The 18,240-nt window shown below is 72.0% G+C and carries 15 protein-coding genes; 3 read left to right on the forward strand and 12 right to left on the reverse strand.

Annotated elements, in window-relative coordinates; genetic code table 11:
- Positions 1 to 211 precede the first annotated feature (211 nt).
- Both TBIS_RS09045 and TBIS_RS09050 read right to left on the reverse strand, forming a co-directional pair.
- The gene (locus tag TBIS_RS09045; protein WP_013132070.1) at positions 212 to 1,171 is read right to left on the reverse strand and encodes a helix-turn-helix transcriptional regulator; all 960 of its coding nucleotides are present in this window, start codon (positions 1,169 to 1,171) and stop codon (positions 212 to 214) included.
- Positions 1,172 to 1,206: 35 nt separating this feature from the next.
- Positions 1,207 to 2,148 carry a helix-turn-helix transcriptional regulator gene (locus TBIS_RS09050; RefSeq protein WP_013132071.1) on the reverse strand — a complete coding sequence of 314 codons (942 nt, stop codon included), beginning with the start codon at positions 2,146 to 2,148 and terminating at the stop codon, positions 1,207 to 1,209.
- 39 nt (positions 2,149 to 2,187) lie between these two features.
- On the opposite strand from TBIS_RS09050, the gene TBIS_RS09055 reads away from it, so the two are divergent.
- A complete protein-coding gene (locus TBIS_RS09055; protein WP_013132072.1) occupies positions 2,188 to 3,273 on the forward strand; it encodes a DUF3866 family protein in 1,086 nt (361 codons plus the stop codon).
- Positions 3,274 to 3,313: 40 nt separating this feature from the next.
- Here TBIS_RS09055 and TBIS_RS09060 read toward each other — a convergent pair whose 3' ends face one another.
- The 5 genes from TBIS_RS09060 to prcB form a co-directional block, all read right to left on the reverse strand.
- Complete coding sequence (locus TBIS_RS09060) at positions 3,314 to 4,282, reverse strand: FKBP-type peptidyl-prolyl cis-trans isomerase (RefSeq protein WP_013132073.1); 969 nt, start codon at positions 4,280 to 4,282, stop codon at positions 3,314 to 3,316.
- Positions 4,283 to 4,354: 72 nt separating this feature from the next.
- Entirely contained in the window at positions 4,355 to 5,713 is a 1,359-nt protein-coding gene (gene pafA, locus TBIS_RS09065) for a Pup--protein ligase (protein ID WP_013132074.1), read from the reverse strand.
- Between the two features lie 79 nt (positions 5,714 to 5,792).
- The gene (locus tag TBIS_RS09070) at positions 5,793 to 6,431 is read right to left on the reverse strand and encodes a hypothetical protein (RefSeq protein ID WP_013132075.1); all 639 of its coding nucleotides are present in this window, start codon (positions 6,429 to 6,431) and stop codon (positions 5,793 to 5,795) included.
- A 156-nt stretch (positions 6,432 to 6,587) separates the two neighbouring features.
- Entirely contained in the window at positions 6,588 to 7,412 is an 825-nt protein-coding gene (gene prcA, locus TBIS_RS09075) for a proteasome subunit alpha (RefSeq protein WP_083785247.1), read from the reverse strand.
- Positions 7,413 to 7,438: 26 nt separating this feature from the next.
- Entirely contained in the window at positions 7,439 to 8,254 is an 816-nt protein-coding gene (gene prcB / locus TBIS_RS09080; RefSeq protein WP_050760483.1) for a proteasome subunit beta, read from the reverse strand.
- 445 nt (positions 8,255 to 8,699) lie between these two features.
- Between prcB and TBIS_RS09085 the strand changes: the two genes are divergently transcribed.
- Entirely contained in the window at positions 8,700 to 9,824 is a 1,125-nt protein-coding gene (locus tag TBIS_RS09085) for a Gfo/Idh/MocA family protein (protein ID WP_242384257.1), read from the forward strand.
- Between the two features lie 287 nt (positions 9,825 to 10,111).
- Here TBIS_RS09085 and TBIS_RS09090 read toward each other — a convergent pair whose 3' ends face one another.
- The 5 genes from TBIS_RS09090 to TBIS_RS09110 form a co-directional block, all read right to left on the reverse strand.
- Positions 10,112 to 10,321, reverse strand: a complete 210-nt coding sequence (locus tag TBIS_RS09090) for a ubiquitin-like protein Pup (protein ID WP_013132080.1) — start codon at positions 10,319 to 10,321, stop codon at positions 10,112 to 10,114.
- Positions 10,322 to 11,134: 813 nt separating this feature from the next.
- A complete protein-coding gene (dop, locus tag TBIS_RS09095; RefSeq protein ID WP_013132081.1) occupies positions 11,135 to 12,652 on the reverse strand; it encodes a depupylase/deamidase Dop in 1,518 nt (505 codons plus the stop codon).
- A 79-nt stretch (positions 12,653 to 12,731) separates the two neighbouring features.
- Complete coding sequence (locus TBIS_RS09100; protein WP_013132082.1) at positions 12,732 to 13,946, reverse strand: acyltransferase family protein; 1,215 nt, start codon at positions 13,944 to 13,946, stop codon at positions 12,732 to 12,734.
- Positions 13,947 to 14,138: 192 nt separating this feature from the next.
- Complete coding sequence (gene arc / locus TBIS_RS09105) at positions 14,139 to 15,902, reverse strand: proteasome ATPase (protein WP_013132083.1); 1,764 nt, start codon at positions 15,900 to 15,902, stop codon at positions 14,139 to 14,141.
- 187 nt (positions 15,903 to 16,089) lie between these two features.
- Positions 16,090 to 16,980 (reverse strand): tRNA (adenine-N1)-methyltransferase, encoded by an 891-nt coding sequence (locus TBIS_RS09110; protein ID WP_013132084.1) that lies wholly within the window; start codon positions 16,978 to 16,980, stop codon positions 16,090 to 16,092.
- A 148-nt stretch (positions 16,981 to 17,128) separates the two neighbouring features.
- Here TBIS_RS09110 and TBIS_RS09115 point away from each other — a divergent pair, with 148 nt between their 5' ends.
- Entirely contained in the window at positions 17,129 to 18,238 is a 1,110-nt protein-coding gene (locus TBIS_RS09115; RefSeq protein WP_013132085.1) for a GNAT family N-acetyltransferase, read from the forward strand.
- Positions 18,239 to 18,240 lie beyond the last annotated feature (2 nt).

Consider the following 18,240-nt stretch of genomic DNA (forward strand, 5'->3'; position numbering starts at 1 on the left):
TTCGGGGCGGCCCACGGGCTCCGGGAGGGCCCATGGCGGTCCCCGCGCGCCCCGGCGGTGACCGGGCACGCCGGCCGGCGCCGCCGGGTCACGGTGGCCGGGGAGCGCCGGCGCGGCACGCGCGGTGGTGCGGTGCCACGCCCGGCGCGAGACGAGGGCCCCAGGCCGGACGGCGGCCGCCCGGACCGGAATCGGCCGGACGGCCCCGATGTCAGCCGCCGGCCGCGGGCTCGTAGTTGGCGAGCGCGGCCTTGGCCGCGGCGGCCACCTTGTCGGCGAGCGCGGCCGGGGAGAGCACCCGGCCGCGCTCCCCCAGCCGGAGCGCGAGCTGCACCACCCAGTCCTCGTCCCGGGCGCGCAGGGCGACCCGCAGCCGGCCGTCGCCGAGCTCGGTGACCTCCTCGCACGGGTAGTACTCGGCGGCCCAGCGCGCGTCCGGGCTGAGCTCGAGCTCGACCAGCGGGTGGTGCTCCGACGGCTGGAACACGCCCGCGGTGACGTCCATCGGCCGGGCCTCGGCCGGCGGTTCGGCCGGCACGTCGAGCACCTCCACCTCGACGATCCGGTCGATGCGGAACATCCGCATCGCCTCGGCCCGGTAGCACCAGCCCTCCAGGTAGTGCCGCCCGTCGACGACCACGACCCGGATCGGGTCGACCTCGCGCGGGGTGATCTCGTCCCGGCCCGGGACGTAGTAGCGCAGCCGGAGCCGCCGCTTGGCGCGCACCGCCTCGGTGATGGTCCGGTGGGCGCCGGGCGCGGGCCCCATGTCGATCTGCACCTGGCTGCTCACCGCGGCCGCGCCCTCGGCCGCGGCCCGCTCGAGCTTGGCGGTCACCCGGGCGAGCACGTCGCGGCCCTGGAACTCGGGGAGCTCGCCGAGCATCCGCAGCGCGACCAGCAGGGCGCTCGCCTCGTCCACGCCGAGCCGCAGCGGCCGGGCGATGGTGTCGGCGTTGTCGATGAGGATCTCCCCGCCGTCCCAGGAGACGTCGATGAGGTCGCCCGGGGTGTGCCCGGGGAGGCCGCACATCCAGACGAGCTGCAGGTCGTCGATGAGCTGCTTCTCGGTCAGGCCGAACAGCCGCGCGACCTCGGAGACCTGCGCCCCGGGGTGGGACATCAGGTACGGCACGAGCGCGAGGAGCCGCGGTAACCGGTCGGAACTCACCCGTCCTCCCCCACTGCGGACGAACCCGGTGTCGCTCATCGCAGCGCGCCCTTCAGCCGGCGGATGACCGCCTCGCGCGCGTCCGGTGGGTCGACGATCCGCGCGTTGGCCCCGAGGCCGGCGATCCACCCGGCGAACCACTCCGGGTCGGTGAACGTGACCTCGGCCTCATCCCACCCGTCCGGTCCGCTGCGCACCGACCGCGCGGCGTGGCGCAGCCCGAGGCAGGTGCCCGGGCGGATGTGGACCCGCGCCACCCGCTCGGGCGGCTGCTCCTGGAAGCCGACCATCCCCCGCAGGTCCACGCCCTCGGGGACGGTGAACGCGCCGGGCCGCCCCACCGGGGTGACCTGCCCGGCGATCCGGCTCAGCCGGAACACCCGGGGCGCGCCGCGGTCGCGGTCGTGCCCAACGAGGTACCACTTGCCGCGGCGGCAGACCACGCCCCAGGGCTCCACCACCCGGGTGCGCAGCTCCCCGCTGCTGGCCGACCGGTAGCCGAACCGCACCACCCGCCGGTCCCGCACCGCCTCCCACAGGGCGGGGAAGGCGGGGTCCCGGGTGTCGACCCGCAGCTCCAGGGGGCCCTCGGCGAGGTCGGCGTCGATCCCGGCCGCGCGCAGCTTCAGCAGCGCGCCGCTCGCCGCGCCGGCGAGGCTCGCCCGCCGCCACACCTGGGCGGCGAGCCCGAGCACCGCGGCCTCGTCCGGCTCAAGGGTGATCTCCGGCAGCTCGTACGCCTCCCGGACGATCCGGTAGCCCGGTTCGTTCTCCCACGGGTCGCGGTGCACCTCGATGGGGATGCCGATCTCGCGCAGCTCGCTCTTGTCCCGCTCGAACATGCGCTGGAAGGCCTCGTCGTTGTCCCGGTCGTAGCCGGGCACGGCCTGCCTGATCTGCTCCGCGGTCAGCGGACGCCGGGTCGCCAGCAGGCAGATCACCAGGTTGAGCAGCCGCTCGGTCTTCCTGCGCGACATCGGGCCTCCCTTCCGACCGAGAACGCTACCCTTTTCCGCATGATCAGATGGCGTAAGGGCCGGATCACCGCGGTCCGGCGGGAGTGGCCGGGCGCGATCGAGCTCGACGTCGAGCTCCCCGAGGGCGGGTGCCGGGCCCTCGCCTACCCCGCCCTGGTCGGGCGCCCGGAGCCGGGCGACACCGTGCTGCTCAACACGACCGCGCTCGCGCTCGGCCTCGGCACCGGCGGTTACGCCATCGTGGTCGCCGTGCCCGACCGGCTGCCGCCGGACCCGACCGGTCCGGGGCACCTGGTGAAGGCGCGGTACACCCCGCTGCAGGCGACCGTGCTCGGCGCCGACGAGCAGGGCTCGCCGTACCACGAGACGCTCAAGGACGCCGACTCGGTCGACGGCATGCCGGTCGTGATCGCCGACCTCCACTCGGCGCTGCCCGCCATCCTCTGCGGCCTGTACGCCGCGGCCGGCCCGTCAGGCCGGCCCCGGGTGGCGTACGTGATGCAGGACGGCGGCGCGCTGCCCGCCTGGTTCTCCATGACCTGCGCCGGGCTGAAGGAGCACGGGTGGCTCTGCGGCGTGATCACCGTGGGCCAGGCGTTCGGCGGCGATCTGGACACCGTCACCCTGCACACCGGGCTGCTCGCCGCGCGGCACGTGCTCGGGGCCGACGTCGCGGTGGTCGCCCAGGGGCCCGGGAACCTGGGGACCGGCACCCGGTGGGGGTTCTCCGGGGTGTGCGCCGGGGAGGCGGTGAACGCCGCGGCCGTGCTCGGCGGGCGCCCGGTGGCCGCGCTGCGGGTGAGCGAGGGCGACCGGCGCGAACGGCATCACGGGGTGTCGCACCACTCGCTCACCGCCTACGGGCGGGTCGCCCTCGCCCGGGCGCAGGTGGTGGTGCCCGAGCTGCCCGGGCCGTTCGGCGAGCGGGTGCGGGAGCAGGCCGCGACCCTCGCCGACCGGCACGAGCTCGTCCACGTGCCGGTCGACGGGCTGGAGGAGGCGCTCAAGGCGTCCCCGGTCCGGCTCTCCACGATGGGGCGCGGCCTGGACGAGGACCGGGCCTGCTTCCTCGCCGCGGCGGCCGCCGGGCGCCACACCGCCGCGCTGCTCGGCCTCGGCGGCTAGCGCCGGGCGCCGCCCCGGCACGGCCCGGCCCGCGGCGGCCTCAGACCGCGCCGAGCACGTCGACGACGAACACCAGGGTGTCCGTGCCCTTGATCCCGGCCTGGGCGTTGCCCTCCTTGCCGTAGCCGAGCTCCGGCGGGATCGTGATGACCACCCGGCTGCCCACGGGCACACCGGTGAGCCCGTCACTCCAGCCCTTCACCACCTGGCTCAGCGGGAAGACCGACGGGCTGCCGCGCTCCCAGCTCGAGTCGAACTGCTTGTCGGAGCCCCAGATCTTGCCGATGTAGTGGACCACGACGGTCTGGTCGGCCTTCACCTTCGGGCCGTCGCCCTTGATCACCGTCTTGACGACGAGCTTCCCGCTCGGCTTGGCGTCGGTCTTGGTGGACAGCGACGGGGCCTTGCCCTCGCCGGCGTCGGTCAGCCGGATCCCCTTGATCCCGGGGTCGGTGGACGGGCCGGTCACGGCCTTGCGCGCCTTGGAGACGATGTCGATCACCAGCACCTGGTTGGCGGTGGTGAAGTCGGTCCCCTGCTGCTTGGCCTCCTCGATCTGGTCGGAGCTCAGGGCGTCCTTGGCGACGACCGCCATCACCCGGCCGCCCGGCTTGGCACCGCGCAGCGCCTCGTACAGCACCTTCGGCAGCTGGGGGCTGACGGTGACGAACTCGCCCCGGCCCAGGTCGTAGTCGGACCCGATGTAGGGGTTGTCCTTCCCGTCCCAGTTGTAGACGGTGACGTTCGCGGCGAGGATGTCGCCGTCCTCGGCCGGTTCGCCCCCGCCCTCGCTGATCGTGCGGGAGGCCGAGACCAGGGCCGGGTTCCCGGCGGGGAACTTCACTTCGGGCTTCTTGCCGACCGCCCCCCGCACCTCGATGGCGTCCGCGGACACCCCGGCCGGGGCCGCGCTCGCCGTGGGGCTCGGTCCGGGGTCCGGCTGCGAGCTCCCGCACGCGGCGGCGAACGCCAAGGGTACGGCGGCGGCGAATGCCAATAGGCGGCGCATATCACGTCCTCGGAGAGACAGCAAGGTCCGGGTAACCCTACCCGAACCCGCTGTCAGACCGGTGTTAAAAGATCACATTCCGGCGATCAGCTTCTCCACCCGCTCGTCCACGGCGCGGAACGGGTCCTTGCAGAGCACGGTCCGCTGCGCCTGGTCGTTGAGCTTCAGGTGGACCCAGTCCACGGTGAAGTCCCGCCGCTTCTCCTGGGCCTTCCGGATGAACTCGCCGCGCAGCCGCGCCCGGGTGGTCTGCGGCGGGATCGACTTCGCCTCGAAGATCTTGATATCGCTCACCACCCGCTCGACGGCCCCGCGCCGCTGCAGCAGGTAGTACAGCCCGCGCCTGCGGTGCACGTCGTGGTAGGCGAGGTCGAGCTGGGCGACCCGGGGCGAGGAGAGCGGCAGGTCGTACTTCTGCCGGTAGCGCTCGATCAGCTGGTACTTGGTGACCCAGTCGATCTCCCGCGACACCAGGTCGAGGTCGCCGGTCTCCACCGCCCGGAGGGTCCGCTCCCACAGGTCGAGCACCCGCTTGGTGATCGCGTCCCCGCCGCGGCGGTCGACGAAGTCCATCGCCTTGGTGAGGTACTCCTGCTGGATCTCGAGCGCGGAGGCCTCGCGGCCGTTCGCCAGCCGGACCCGGCGGCGGCCGGTCATGTCGTGGGAGACCTCCCGGATCGCGCGGATCGGGTTCTCCAGGGTGAGGTCCCGCATCACCACCCCGGCCTCGATCATGCGCAGGACCAGGTCCGTCGCCCCGACCTTGAGCAACGTGGTGGTCTCGCTCATGTTCGAGTCGCCGACGATGACGTGCAGCCGCCGGAACCGCTCGGCGTCGGCGTGCGGCTCGTCCCGCGTGTTGATGATCGGCCGCGACCGGGTGGTGGCCGAGGAGACGCCCTCCCAGATGTGCTCGGCCCGCTGGGAGACGCAGTAGACGGCCCCGCGCGGGGTCTGCAGCACCTTGCCCGCGCCGCAGATGATCTGCCGGGTGACCAGGTAGGGGATGAGGATGTCGGCGAGCCGGCCGAACTCCCCATGCCGCCCCACGAGGTAGTTCTCGTGACAGCCGTACGAGTTGCCCGCAGAGTCGGTGTTGTTCTTGAACAGGTAGATGTCCCCTGCGATGCCCTCCTCGCGGAGCCGCTTCTCCGCGTCGACGAGCAGGGCCTCCAGGATGCGCTCCCCCGCCTTGTCGTGGGTGACGAGCTCCACGACGTTGTCGCACTCAGGGGTGGCGTACTCGGGGTGGCTGCCCACGTCGAGGTAGAGCCGCGCCCCGTTGCGCAGGAAGACGTTGCTCGAACGGCCCCAGGACACAACCCGCCGGAACAGGTACCGCGCCACCTCGTCCGGGGAGAGCCGCCGCTGCCCGCGGAACGTGCACGTGACGCCGTACTCGTTCTCCAGCCCGAAGATACGTCGGTCCATCACCTCACCCTATTCGGCGAAACCGGCTATCGGATAGGGATCACCTGCCTTATTGCTTCCCGGTCGCTCCGCCAACCTCTCAAGGCGTGTAAATCTCCACGACCTTGACGATCCGCGCGCCGCTCACGGTGATCAGCGCGTAGAGTTCGCTGTTCTCGATCCGGGAGATCAGCTGATCGCGGGAGCAGGGTTCGGTGCCCACGTACCGGTCGTTGATCGTCTGGTCCCCGCCGGTGCAGCCGTAGGCGCTGAGGAAGACGACGCCGGGGTGGATCGGCGCGGCGAAGACGGTGGCGTCCCCTTCGGGCGGCTCCTCGAAGCGGCCGCGCCCCGTGGGGTTCTCCACCCAGCGGACCGGGACGTACTCGGCGACGTCGGCGTCGAGCATGGTGCGCAGCCGGCCGCGGACGATGCCGTCCCGGCTGGGGCTGACGCCCTTGGAGAAGTCGTGCCCGGGGTCGGTCTGGAAGGTCGTGCCGAAGATCGGCGGTTCCTGGCCGGAGATCGGCGGCCCCCACTCCCCGCCGGGTGAGGGGGACGGGGCGGTGGGCGTCGGGGTGGCGGCGTCATCGGCGGCGCCGGCGGACGGGTACGCGGTCACCGTGACGGTGACGGTCGGCGCCGCGGTGGCGCCGCCTCCGCCGGAGCACGCGGTGAGGGAGAGGAGCGCGGCGAGAGCGGCCGCCGGGGCGCTCCCCCGCGCGAGTCGAGAGATCATCACGGACGGGTGAGCCTAGCGAAATCGGGGGTTTCGTTGCGCCCGGAACGTATGTGATCTTTTCCGGCGCACGGCCCTTTCCGGGCGCACGCCGGCGCGGCCCGGCCGCGAGGCACCGGGGCCACCGGTCACCGTCCGGGCGCTCGGCCTGGGTCGTTACTCCCCCGATGACTCCTCGGGCTCGGCCTCGTGCGCCGGCCCGGTGGGCGGCCGGCCCTCCGGGGCCTGCGGGGCGCCCGTCCCCTGCGCCGGGGCGTCCTTGCCCGCGGCCGGGGCCTCCTTGCCCGAGGACGAGGCCGCGGCCTCGGCGAGGAGGCTCTCCAGGCGGGGCCCGATGATGCGGACGAACTTGCGGTGCTCGCGGGCCCGGTCGAGGATCGCGACCTCGAGCTGGGTGGCCGGGGGACGCTCCCCGCCGGGCTCGGTGAGGGCGGTGAGCGCGGCGTCGAGGGCGCGGGGCAGGGACATGCCGTCCTCGTACCGCTGCTTGAGCCGCCCGGCCACGGCGTCGGCCTGGCCGCCGATCACGGCCATGCCCTGCTCGTCGAAGACCGAACCGTCGAAGGTGATCCGGTAGATCTGGTCCTCCTCCGGGGTGTCGCCCACCTCGGCGACGACGATCTCCACCTCGAGCGACTTGATCGACTCGGTGAAGATCATGCCGAGCTGCTGGGCGTAGAGGTTGGCCAGTCCCCGGCCGGTGACGTCGGTGCGGTTGAACGTGAAGCCGTTGATGTCCGCGTACCGGATGCCGGCGAGGCGCAGGGCCTCGAACTCGTTGTACCGCCCCACGGCGGCGAAACCGATCCGGTCGTAGATCTCGCTGATCTTGTGCAGGGCCTTGGACGGGTTCGGCGCGACGAAGAGGATGCCTTGGTCGTACTGCATGACGACCACACTGCGGCCTCGCGCGATGCCTTTCCGGGCGTATTCCGCCCGGTCTCGCATGATCTGCTCGGGCGAGGCGTAACCAAAGGGCATGGACACCGGGGGTGTTCCTCTCTTGATCAACGCAGCGGGGCGGTCGGGCCTTCGGGCTCGGTCATCCGGGCGTCCAGCATGGACCGGACGTACCGTTCGGTCTCCTCGTCGGGCAGCCGGCGGAAGCCCTCGGCCGTGATCACGGCGACCACCGGCCAGATCTTACGCGTCACGTCGGGGCCGCCGGTTCCCGCGTCGTCATCGGCCGCATCGTAGAGCGCGTTGAGGCAGACCCGGATCGCCTCCTCCACGCTGCAGCCCGGCCGGTACAGCTTCTTCAGCGAGCCGCGGGCGAAGATCGAACCGGAGCCGATCGCGTGGTAGTCGTACTGCTCGTACGGCCCGCCGCCCACGTCGTAGCTGAAGATGCGCCCCTTGCCGGTGGCCGGGTCGTACGCGGCGAAGAGCGGGATGACGACCAGGCCCTGCATGGCCATGCCGAGGTTCCCGCGGATCATGGTGGCGAGCCGGTGCGCCTTGCCCTCGGTGGAGAGCGACCGGCCCTCCGTCTTCTCGTAGTGCTCCAGCTCGACCCGGAAGAGCCGGGCCACCTCGAGCCCGATGCTCGCCGTGCCGGCGATGCCCAGGCAGGAGTAGTCGTCGGCGCGGAACACCTTCTCGATGTCCCGCTGCGAGATGTAGTTTCCGGAGGTCGCGCGTCTGTCACCCGCCATGACGACGCCGCCGTCGCAGATCACGGCGACGATCGTGGTCGCATGCGGGATCTGGTCGCCGGCCGACGCCGCGAGCGCCTCGAATCGCGTCGGCAGCAGGTTCGGCGCATGCACGCTGAGGAACTCGGTGAACGACGACGATCCCGTATACGTGAACAGGTGGTTCATCCAGGGTTGCTGAGATGCCACGCGACTCCCTCCAAGAATGCGTTGTTACGCCCGACCCTACTCATCTCATAGCGCTGGTTGCACTCTTCCCGATCAGCCGAGCGCGAACCGATCCCATGCCGCGTCCCCACCAGGGCCTCGGCGCCGGTGCCGGGCCCGTCCCGGTGACGCCCGGGCCCGCTTCGCGACGGCCGCACGCCTCGCGGCGGCCGTTCCGCCTTCCGGCAACCCGCGTGCGACCGGGGTCCTCGACCTCGAATCGAGCGAGGGACCCGGCCATCTCCCGGACGTGCACGCGGCGAGAGGATCAATGCCACTGCGCCGGGCGCCGCCGGCACCGTCCGAGCCCGCCCCCGGCGCCGTTCCCGGAGCGGCGGCGTGTAAGCACGCCCACCGGGGGTATGTGCAGGTCCCCCGTTCGCGTGCTGCCGAGGGGATGGTGCTCGTGGAGACGGTGCGTATCGGCGTCGCCGGGCTCGGGGCGATCGCCCAGGTCGCCTACCTGCCGTTGCTGGACCGGCGACGGGACCTGTTCCGCCTGGCCGCGGTCTGCGACCTGGACCGGGAGCACGCCGAGTGGTTCGGCCACCGGTTCGGGGTCCCCGCGTACGACGACCCGGAGCGCATGCTGGACGCGGGCGGCTGCGACGCGCTGCTCGTGCTCACCTCGGGCTCACACGGCGCCCTGGTGCGGGCCGCGCTCGAGCGCGGCCTGTGGGTGCTGTCGGAGGTGCCGCTCGGCTACAGCCGGGCCGAGCTGAGCGATCTCCCGGACGCGGCCCGGCTCATGGTGGGCTATATGAAGCAGTACGACCCGGCGGCGCAGCGCCTGCTCGAGTGCCTGCACGAGGCCGGCGGGCCCGAGGTGATCCGCCACCTCTGCGTCACGGTGCTGCGTCCCCCGGGGCGGACTCAGCTGCTGTTCGCCAAGCCCCGCGGCTCGCACCCCTCGCCGGCCCGGCTGTCCCGGTACGCCGACGCGGACGAGCGGTCGATCAGTGCCGCCCTCGGCGAGGAGGCGCCGAAGCCGGTGCGCCGCCTCTACGCCGAGGTGCTGCTGGAGGGCGTCTGCCTGGAGCTGTCGCTCATCCGGATGTTCACCGGGGCGCCCGCCTCGGTCGACCACGTGGCCGTCTGGCCGGCCGAGACGTACCCGCCCTCCGTCGAGGCGTCCGGCGCCCTGCCGGGCGCGGGCAGGTACGGCCTGCACTGGCACTTCCTCACCGGCTACCCCGCCTACCACCAGACGGTGGCGCTCCATCACGAGCACGGGTCGTTCGAGCTGAGCTTCCGGTGCCCCTACCTGCTCAACACGCCGAGCAGGCTGCTGATCAGGTCGCGGATCGGCACCACGGAGCGGACGCTGGTCTTCGAGGACGTGGCCGAGGCGTTCGAGCGGCAGCTCGTCGCCTTCCACCGGTTCGTCACCCAGGACGAGCGGCCGGTGAGCGGGCTCGCCGAGGCGCTCACCGACATCGCCGTGGCCCAGCGGATGATCCGCAGGTACGCCGAGGCGGCGGGCGAACCGGTCGGCGGGGAGTGCGCCGCCCTGCCCGCCGGGGGCGGGTGAGGGCGGCCCGGGCCGTTGCCGCGCCGGCCCGGGCCAGACCCGGGGCGTCCCGGGATCCCGGTCCGTGGGCGGCGCGGTGCCGGCGGCCATCGGGCGGGACCGGCGCTCACGCCAGCGACCCCGGCGCGATCGCGCCAGGGTCGCTCAGGCCGATCCACGTGACGACGGCGTCGGCGCCCGCACCGTTCGAGGTCGCGGAGGTTCGGTACGGCTCCCGCTCCGTCGGGCTCATCGACGCTCGGTGTGGCGTGCCGGGCTCGCCCGGCACCTCCGCGGTGTGACCGGGGTCACTCACCGCCCTTCTGCACGTACGACCGGACGAACTCCTCGGCGTTCTCCTCAAGGACCTCGTCGATCTCGTCCAGGATCGCGTCCACGTCGTCGGAGAGCTTCTCGTGGCGCTCCTTGACCGCGTCCGATGCCTGGACCTCGACCTCTTCGGTCTCGCGATCCTGGCGGCTGGCGCTCTTCTGCCCGCCGGTCTCCCTGGTCGCCATGGTCCATACCTCCGCTGCTCGGGGGATACCTCTAGCCTTTATCTTCCCCGAACCGGGCGATAATGCGCATGAAACCGCAGCCGGGCCGCGCCGTGGGCAATCGCCACACCAGCCACGGTAGATCGGATCGTTACCGCCCCACAACTCGGCCGTGACCGCACGCTCCCCCGCCGCCGGGATCGTTCCACGGCGCGTTTCGATCATCGACGGCTGAGCGGGCTGCGCGGCGGGGCGCGAGCCGGCTCCCCGGGCCGCCGGGGCCCGCGGCGCCCGCTCCGCCCCTCGCCGGCCGCGGACGGCCGGCCCGGCCGTGCCCGTGCGGCGGGTGCGCGCCTTCGTCGAGAACGCCGACGAGCCCGTCTGGCGGCATGTGGCGGCCACCCGGACGCCGGGGGCGTCCTCCGTCACCGTCTTCCCTCGGGGATGCCATGGAACCGCGAGAACGCCATGGAGACGGCAGCGTTCCGGGGTGCGGACGGCCGGCGTCCGCACCGGCCCGACGCCTTTACAACGTAGATTCACATCTCGCGGCGCGCTCCCGGCGCGGCGCACGGGCTCGGGTGTGGCGCGCGGGCATGGTCCTGTTCACGAGGCATGGCAGGCCCGGCGGCAGCGGGCACGGCGCACCCGGCGATAGCGGGCACGGCACGCCCGGCGGCCCGGCTCGCGGTGCAGGGCACGCCCGGCAACGCGGGCACGGCACGCCCGCCCCGCTGCATCCGGCCGGCTCCGGAGGCACTCTCTCCCCCGCCCCGGCCGGGCCCGCCGGACCAGGCACGCGCGGCGGGCCCGTGCGGCGGGCCCGGCGCGCGGTCAGCCCTCGCCGGTGAGCGCGGCGACGAGCTCGGCGGCGGTCCGGCAGCGGTCGAGCAGCTCGCCCACGTGCGCCTTGGTGCCCCGCAGCGGCTCCAGGGTGGGCACCCGCTGCAGCGACTCCCGGCCCGGGATGTCGAAGATCACCGAGTCCCACGAGGCGGCGGCGACCGAGTCGCTGTACTGCCGCAGGCACCGGCCGCGGAAGTAGGCCCGGGTGTCGGTGGGCGGGTTCTCCACCGCGTGCTCGATCTCCTCGTCCGTGACGATCCGCTCCATCCGGCCGCGCGCGACGAGCCGGTTGTACAGGCCGCGGTCGGGCCGGATGTCGGAGTACTGGAGGTCGACGAGCTGCAGGCGCGGGTGCGACCAGCTCAGCCCGTCCCTGGCCCGGTAGCCCTCGAGCAGCTCCAGCTTCGCCACCCAGTCGAGCTCCCGGGAGCACAGCATCGGGTCCTCGGCGAGCCTGGTGAGCACCGACTCCCACCGGTTGAGGACGTCCTTGGTCATCTCGTCGACGCTGGAGCCGTACCGGTCCTCCACGTACTTGCGCGCCTGCTCCAGATACTCCATCTGCATCTGCACGGCGGTCATCTTCCGCCCGTTGCGCAGCGGGATCTGGTACTTGCAGGTGGGATCGTGGGAGACCGCCCGGAGGGCGGCGACCGGGGCCTCGGGCGTCAGGTCGATGGTGAGGAACCCGTCCTCGATCATCGCGAGGACCAGCGCAGTGGTCCCCAGCTTCAAATATGTCGAAATTTCCGACATATTTGCGTCGCCGATGATCACGTGCAGCCGGCGGTACTTCTCCGGGTCGGCGTGCGGCTCGTCCCGCGTGTTGATGATCGGCCGCTTGAGCGTGGTCTCCAGGCCCACCTCGACCTCGAAGAAGTCGGCGCGCTGGCTGATCTGGAACCCCTCGCCCCGGGAGTCCTGGCCGATGCCGACCTTGCCGGCGCCGCAGACCACCTGACGGGAGACGAAGAACGGCGTCAGGTGCCGGACGATGTCGGCGAACGGCGTGGACCGGCGCATCAGGTAGTTCTCGTGGCAGCCGTACGAGGCGCCCTTGGCGTCGGTGTTGTTCTTGTAGAGCTGGATCGGGGAGTTGCCGGGGATCGCCGACGCGCGCATCGCCGCGTCGTACATGACCCGCTCCCCGGCCTTGTCCCAGATCACGGCCGCCCGCGGGTTGGTGCACTCGGGTGTCGAGTACTCCGGGTGGGCGTGGTCGACGTAGAGCCGGGCGCCGTTGGTGAGGATCACGTTGGCCAGGCCGAGATCCTCGTCGGTGAGCTGGCTCTGGTCGGCCACCTCCCGGGCGAGATCGAACCCACGGGCGTCACGGAGCGGGTTCTCCTCCTCGAAATCCCATCGAGCCCGGCGGGCCCGCGCGGCCGAAGCCGTCAGGTAGGCGTTGACGACCTGCGAAGAGGTCACCATCGCGTTGGCCCCCGGTTGCCCGGGCACGGCGATGCCGTACTCGGTCTCGATGCCCATCACCCGCCGAACCGTCATGCGCACCCCGCCTGCGTCAGGCCATCATCAGTCCTATGGTGTGAGCCTAGCCCTTTCTCTATGCCCCGCAGCCAGACGGTTACGGCACGGATGCCTCACCACTTTGCGTCAAGTGCGGGGCACCGCCGCGGCGCGCCCGCCGGGGACGGCGGACCAGGGCCGTCAGCCGGCCCCGGAGCCATCGCTGGCCGGGCGCGTCCACGAACCGGTAGACGAGATAGGACAGGACGATCGCGACCGCCATCGTCAGCAGGGCGAGCGGCCAGGGGGCGAGATCGTCCCGGTAGGACGGGATGAGCACCGCGGAGACCGTCTGGTGCAGCAGGTAAAGCGGGTAGGTGAGCGCCCCGACGGTCACCAGCCCGCGCCAGCGCACCCACCGCAGCCCGCCGAGCGCGACCGCGATCATCAGCGCGAAGATCAGCGTGATCACGACCACCACCGCCTCGGGCGGGGCCGGGAAGTGCCGGAACCCGATCAGCTTGACCCGGCCGCCCACGCGCTCCAGGGCCGCGTACAGCGACATGCCGAAGGAGGCGGCGAGGATCAGCCACGGCATGCCCGCGGCGGCCCGGGGGCCGAACCGGTGGATCAGGTAGCAGGCCATGCCCGCGATGAAGTACGGCGCCTGCCGGGGCATGAAGACGAGCAGGAGCGCCTCGTGCCGGGTGAGCTCGGCCACCAGGGCGAGCGCCAGCCAGGCCGACATGAAGACCAGGCACCGGCGCAGGGTGATCCCGAAGAGGCTGAAGATCCCCACCAGCAGGTAGAACCGGAGCTCCACCCAGAGCGACCAGAAGACGCCGGCCGCGTGGCCCACGCCGAAGGCGCTCTGCAGCATGGTGAGGTTGAGCAGGTACTCCCCGGCCGAGAGCTTGGGGTCGAACCCGGTGACCCCGCTGAACCGGTAGAGGATGAAGATCAGGACGACGGTGAACCAGTACGCCGGGTAGAGCCGGGCCGCGCGGGAGACCGCGAACTCGCCGACCGTGCGGCCCCATACGCTCATCAGGATCACGAAGCCGCTGATGAGGAAGAACAGCTCCACACCGAGGATGCCGAGCACGCTGAGCCGCGCCACGGACGGGAAGAGCTCGGTCGGGTGCTCGCCCCACAGGGAGCGGCTCGCCGCGAGGTAGTGGAAGGCCATCACGGCGAACGCGGCGATGAACCGCAGGGCGTCCAGCTCGATGAGGCGCGGGCCCTTCACCGGCCGGGGTTCCGGCGCGCCGCGGCGGCCGGGAGCGGCCGCCCGGGCACGGCCGGGGAGCCCGGAGAGCGTCGTGTCGGCCATCGGGGTCACCGAGGCGGGCGTAGGTCGATCACGCTCAGTTGGACGCGATCATCGCTCGCCCGGTTCCGGCCGTGCGGTACGGCGGGCCCGCCCGGTGAGGAGACATGACGGCCCTGAAACGGGCAGAGCGGCGCGATCCCAAGATCGCGCCGCTCTGCCCGCCGCCCGCCTCCGGGGCGGAGGTGAGTCAGCTCACAGGTACTGGCCGGTGTTGGCGACCGTGTCGATCGACCGGCCGGCCTCGGTGCCCTGCTTCCCTTGCACGAGCGTGCGGATGTACACGATCCGCTCGCCCTTCTTCCCGGAGATCCGGGCCCAATCGTCGGGGTTGGTGGTGTTGGGCAGGTCCTCGTTCTCGGAGAACTCGTCCACGCAGGCGGCGAGCAGGTGGGAGATCCGCAGGCCCTTCTGGCCGGTCTCCAGGTACTCCTTGATCGCCATCTTCTTCGCCCGGTCCACGATGTTGTGGATCATGGCGCCGGAGTTGAAGTCCTTGAAGTACAGGATCTCCTTGTCGCCGTTGGCGTAGGTGACCTCCAGGAACCGGTTCTCCTCGGTCTCGGCGTACATCCGCTCGACGACGCGCTGGATCATCGCCTGGATCGTCGCCTCGCGGTCGCCGCCGTGCTCGGCGAGGTCGTCGGCGTGGAGCGGGAGGTCCGGCACGAGGTACTTGGAGAAGATGTCCTTGGCCGCCTCCGCGTCCGGCCGCTCGATCTTGATCTTGACGTCCAGCCGGCCGGGCCGCAGGATCGCCGGGTCGATCATGTCCTCCCGGTTGGAGGCGCCGATGACGATGACGTTCTCCAGGCCCTCGACACCGTCGATCTCCGACAGGAGCTGCGGCACGATCGTGTTCTCCACGTCCGAGGAGACGCCCGACCCCCGGGTGCGGAAGATCGAGTCCATCTCGTCGAAGAACACGATCACCGGCGCGCCCTCGGACGCCTTCTCCCGGGCGCGCTGGAAGACCAGGCGGATGTGCCGCTCGGTCTCGCCGACGTACTTGTTGAGGAGCTCGGGGCCCTTGATGTTGAGGAAGAAGCTCTTCCCCGACTGGCCGGTCCGCTCCGCGACCTGCTTGGCGAGGGAGTTGGCGACCGCCTTGGCGATGAGCGTCTTGCCGCAGCCCGGCGGGCCGTACAGCAGCACGCCCTTCGGCGGGCGGAGCTTGTACTCCTTGAACAGGTCGGCGTGCAGGTAGGGAAGCTCGATGGCGTCCCTGATCTGCTCGATCTGCCGGCTGAGGCCGCCGATCTCCTCGTAGGTGACGTCCGGCACCTCCTCCAGCACGAGCTCCTCGACCTCGGCCTTCGGGATGCGCTCGTAGACGAAGTTCGAGCGGGGTTCGAGCAGGAGGGAGTCACCGGCGCGCAGCGGCTGGTCCCGCAGGGAGTGGGCCAGCCTGACCACGCGCTCCTCGTCCGCGTGCGAGATGACCAGGGCGCGCTCACCGTCGTCGAGGAGCTCCTTGAGCATGACGATCTCGCCGACCTGCTCGAAGCCGAGCGCCTCGACCACGTTCATCGCCTCGTTGAGCATGACCTCCTGGCCAGGCTTCAACGAGGAGACGTCGACGGCGGGGCTCACGTTCACCCTGAGCTTGCGCCCGCCGGTGAACACCTCGACCGTGCCGTCCTCCCTGGCGCCGATGAAGATCCCGAAACCGGAGGGTGGCTGGGCGAGGCGGTCCACCTCTTCCTTAAGGGCGACGATCTGGTCCCGCGCCTCCTTGAGGGTCGCGACCAGACGCTCGTTCTGGCTGGTCAGCGCGGCCACCTGGGCCTGTGCCTCGCGCAGGCGCTCTTCCAGGAGCCTTGTCTGCCGGGGGGTCTCGGCCAGCTTCCGCCTCAGCGCGGTCAGCTCCTCTTGCAGGAAGGAGACCTGTGCTGTGAGGTCGGCGACCTCCCTTTCGCGCTGCGCGGCTCGAGCCTCGGCATCGTCGCGAGCTGCCACGCCCCGTCACCTCCTTCCCGGTCGAGAACGACTACCCAAGACCCTACCTGTCTTGGCGCTGTACGTAACCTGGTCGATCAGTACTCGTCCGGTTACCCGGTGCGTGCGGCTTTTGGTGGCCACGAGACCCTTTCCGAGAGGGCTGGATAAGGAACACACTTAGTTGTTCCCATTTCGGACTGAATTTTCAGTTTGTGGCTGAATTGTCACACTCGCTCGATGCCCTCTCCATCTCCTCTCCATAGGCGCCCTTGGCCGGGCGCCGCCGTCTCGGCGGCGGGGTGACCCCCTCCGCCATACGACGGGCAGTGATGAGAAATCCCGTGTGGCCGACCATCCGGTGGTCCGGCCGTACGGCGAGCCCCTCGACATGCCAGTCGCGAACCAAGGTCTCCCACGCCCGGGGCTCCGTGAAACTCCCATGTTCTCGGAGAGTTTCCACAGTCTTGGACAACTGGGTCGTTGTCGCCACATAACAGCAAATAACGCCACCAGGGATGAGCATCCGCGCGGCGGTGTCCACGCACTCCCACGGGGCGAGCATGTCGAGGATCACCCGGTCCACGTCCCGCTCCTCCGCCTCGGCGAAGTCGCCGGCCACGAGCCGCCACTGCTTGACCGGGCCGCCGAAGAACCGCTCCACGTTCCGGGTGGCCACCTCGGCGAAGTCCGCCCGCCGCTCGTAGGAGGTGACCGACCCCTCCGGGCCGACCGCGCGGATCAGGTGGCAGGTGAGCGCGCCGGAGCCCACGCCGGCCTCCACCACCCGGGCCCCGGGGAAGATGTCGGCCATGGCGATGATCTGCGCCGCGTCCTTCGGGTAGATCACCGCGGCACCGCGCGGCATGGAGAGCACGTAGTCCGCGAGCAGCGGCCGGAACGCCAGGTAACCGACCCCGCGCGAGGAGTGCACCACGGACCCCTCGGGCAGACCGATCACGTCATCGTGCGAGATCGACCCGTGGTGCGAGTGGAACACACCGCCCTCTCGCAAGGTGATGGTGTGCCGCTTGTCCTTCGGATCGGTGAGCTGTACCTGATCTCCGGCCTGGAACGGGCCGCTCCTGCGAAAACCCATGGGGAACAGGCTATCGGGGCACGGCCGCGCCGCCCGCCGGCCGCGATCGCCGCCGCGGCGTCGCCCGCGGTACGGCCGTGGGCCGCGATGGACCGGCCCCGCCGCACGGGGCGGGCCCCGCGCCGGCGGGACCTGATAGAAGTGGCTCATGCCCATACCGGAGCCGATCCCCGCCGGCCCGGTCCTGCTGCGCCGGCCGGTGCCCGAGGACGCCGACGCGATCACGCGCGCCTGCGCCGACCCCGAGATCGCGCGGTTCCTCCCGGAGATCCCCGCCCCCTGCTCCCGCGGCGACGCCCTGGAGTGGATCACGAGCATCTCCCCCGCCGACTGGGCGGCGGGCGGGGCGAGCTTCGTGATCGCCGAGCGGGCGACCGGCGAGCCCCTCGGCACGATCAGGCTGGGGCCGCCCGACCGCGCCGGCAACCGCGAGGCCGGGTACTGGCTCGCGCCGTGGGCGCGGGGCCGGGGGTACGCGACGACCGCGCTCCGGGCCCTCGCCGAGCGCGCCTTCGCCGCGGGCGCCCCGCGCGTGTGGCTGCACGCCGAGGTCGAGAACATCCCCAGCCAGCTCGTCGCCCACCGGGCCGGGTTCCGGCTGGAAGGGGTGCTCCGCGGCGCCCAGCGGGCGAGGGACGGCTCGCGGCGGGACGTCGCCGCCTTCGCCAGGCTCGCCACCGACCCGGGTGATCCGGTCCGGCCCTACCTGCCGTTCCTCCCCGGCGGCTACCCCGGCGGGGAGCTCACCGACGGGGTGGTCCGGCTCACCCCGCTCACGGCGGCGGACACGGCGGCCTACCACGAGCTGATGAGCCTTCCCGACGTGGTGCGCCACCACCTGCCACCGGAGCCGCCCACGCGCGCGGAGAGCGCGGAGCGGTGCCGGTACGCGGGCCACCGCTGGCTCTCCGGGGAGCGGGCCGACCTCGCCATCCGGGACGCGGCGAGCGGCGCGTTCGCCGGGCACATCGAGCTCACCGCGATCGTGCCCGCGCTCGGCGAGGCGATGGTCGGCTACTGCGTGCATCCGGCCTTCCGCGGCCGCGGGTTCGCGACCCGCGCCCTCCGGCTGCTCGTCGGCTGGGCCTTCCGCGACACCCCGATCGCCCGGATCGTCGCCGGCACCGATCCGGCCAACACCCCGTCCCACCGGGTGCTCGAGCGGGCCGGGTTCACCCGCGAGGGCGTGGCCCGGGGCCTGCTGCCCGGCCCGGACGGCGCCCGCCACGACGACCTGCGGTGGGCGCGGCTCCGCTGAGC

The organism is Thermobispora bispora DSM 43833 (assembly GCF_000092645.1).
Taxonomy (GTDB): domain Bacteria; phylum Actinomycetota; class Actinomycetes; order Streptosporangiales; family Streptosporangiaceae; genus Thermobispora; species Thermobispora bispora.